We start from the raw sequence: 1,636 nt of genomic DNA, 5'->3' as shown, positions 1-1,636 counted from the left end.
GTTCCCCAGCTAAGTGATCGGCACCGAAGGGAGAACCAGGCGTGGTCAGATATGTCGGCATGGATGTGCATCGCGAGTTCGCGCAGCTGGCGGTGGTCGAGGACGGCATCGTCCGCGACGAAGGCAAGATCGGAGTAACGCCAGAAGCGTTGCGGGCGTGGGCGACTGAACTACGCCCAGATGATGAGGTGGCGTTGGAGGCCACCGGCAACAGCGATGCGATCGCTACTCTACTGACGCCGCTGGTCGCGCGCGTGGTGGTGTCCAACCCGTCGAAAACCCGGGCGATCGCCGAAGCGAAAGTCAAGACCGACAAGGTCGATGCGCGGATTCTGGCGCAGCTGCTAGCAGCGGATTTCCTGCCGCCGGTGTGGTTGCCTGATGACCGGACCCGCAGCCTGCGCCGGCAGGTGATGCGCCGCGCTCACGTGGTGCGCCAACGAACCCGGATCAAGAACCAGGTGCACGCGATCCTGGCCCGTAACCTTGCGCCCACGCCGCCGGTCTCCGACCTGTTTGGCAAGGCCGGCCGGCACTGGCTCGCACGCCAGCTGCTACCCGCTGATGAGCAGGCCAGTGTGCAGGCGTTGTTGCGCCAGTTGGATTTTCACGCCCATGAACTCGCTTTGGTCGATAAAGAACTGGCCGAAGAGGCGGTGACCGATCCGGTCGTGGCCCGGTTGATGACCATCCCTGGTGTGGATGCGATCGCCGGAATCTCTATCGTGGCCGCCGTCGGCGACTTCTCTCGGTTCGATGATCCCGACAAGTTAGTGGCCTACGTCGGGCTGAACCCGAAGGTGCGCCAGTCCGGGAATTCCGCACCGGTGCACGGCCGGATCAGCAAAGCCGGCCGCGCCCACGTCCGCGGCGTGCTGGTGGAGGCGGCGTGGTCGGCCAGCCGGGCACCCGGACCGCTGCGAGCCTTCTATCAGCGCATCAAAGCCCGGCGCGGGTTTCAGACCGCGATCGTGGCCACTGCCCGCAAAATGACGGTGCTCGCGTGGCACCTGGTCACCAAGGACGAGGATTACGCATTTGCCCGACCAGGGCTGGTCACCCACAAACGGCGCAAGCTCGAATTGGCCGCCGGGGCGCCGGGGCGACGAGGCAACCACCGGATACCCGGTGCGGCCTATAACAGCAAGCAACGCCGCGACCAGGAGAACGCAATCGTCGAGCAGGCCGAGCGCGCCTACGAAGTCCTCGTCGCGCACTGGCAACCCCGCAAACCCACGACTGTCTCTGCCTCACCTTGACGACTTCATCCGTGGAACAGATGACCCGGCGTATCTCGACGTCGTAGTCCAGGAACGGGATGAACTCGTTCCAGGCGTTGTCCCACAGCCGGATCACCGCCGGGTAGCGCTGCCCCCACTTCTCGGTCAGCTCATCGAACGCCGAACGGGCCGCGGTAGCGTTGACCGCGGTGTAGATCGGCTTCACGTCACGCTTGATCTCATCCCAGTACTTGCGGGAGATGAGACGAAAAGTGTTGCGAATCAGATAATGCAAGTCTGGACGATCGCCTGCGGCCACACATTGCCAACCACTTCGGGCAGCCCCTTGAGTCCGTCGCAGACCACGAAGAACACGTCCTTGACGCCGCGATTGCGCAGATCGGTGAGTACGCTCA

Annotated in this window: 1 protein-coding gene and 1 pseudogene; one reads left to right on the top strand and one right to left on the bottom strand. The window is 64.0% G+C overall.

Annotated elements, in window-relative coordinates; genetic code table 11:
• Positions 1 to 59: 59 nt before the first annotated feature.
• Positions 60 to 1,259 carry an IS110 family RNA-guided transposase gene (locus tag HMPREF0591_RS29710; RefSeq protein ID WP_007172586.1) on the top strand — a complete coding sequence of 400 codons (1,200 nt, stop codon included), beginning with the start codon at positions 60 to 62 and terminating at the stop codon, positions 1,257 to 1,259.
• Here HMPREF0591_RS29710 and HMPREF0591_RS31765 read toward each other — a convergent pair.
• Positions 1,243 to 1,636: pseudogene (locus HMPREF0591_RS31765) on the bottom strand (transposase); the annotation flags it as partial. The gene HMPREF0591_RS29710 and the pseudogene HMPREF0591_RS31765 sit on opposite strands and share 17 nt — an antisense overlap.

It is taken from the genome of Mycobacterium parascrofulaceum ATCC BAA-614 (genome assembly GCF_000164135.1).
Lineage (GTDB): Bacteria > Actinomycetota > Actinomycetes > Mycobacteriales > Mycobacteriaceae > Mycobacterium > Mycobacterium parascrofulaceum.
Note: the sequence above shows the minus strand (reverse complement) of the source record. Positions and strands in the feature narration are given on the sequence as shown.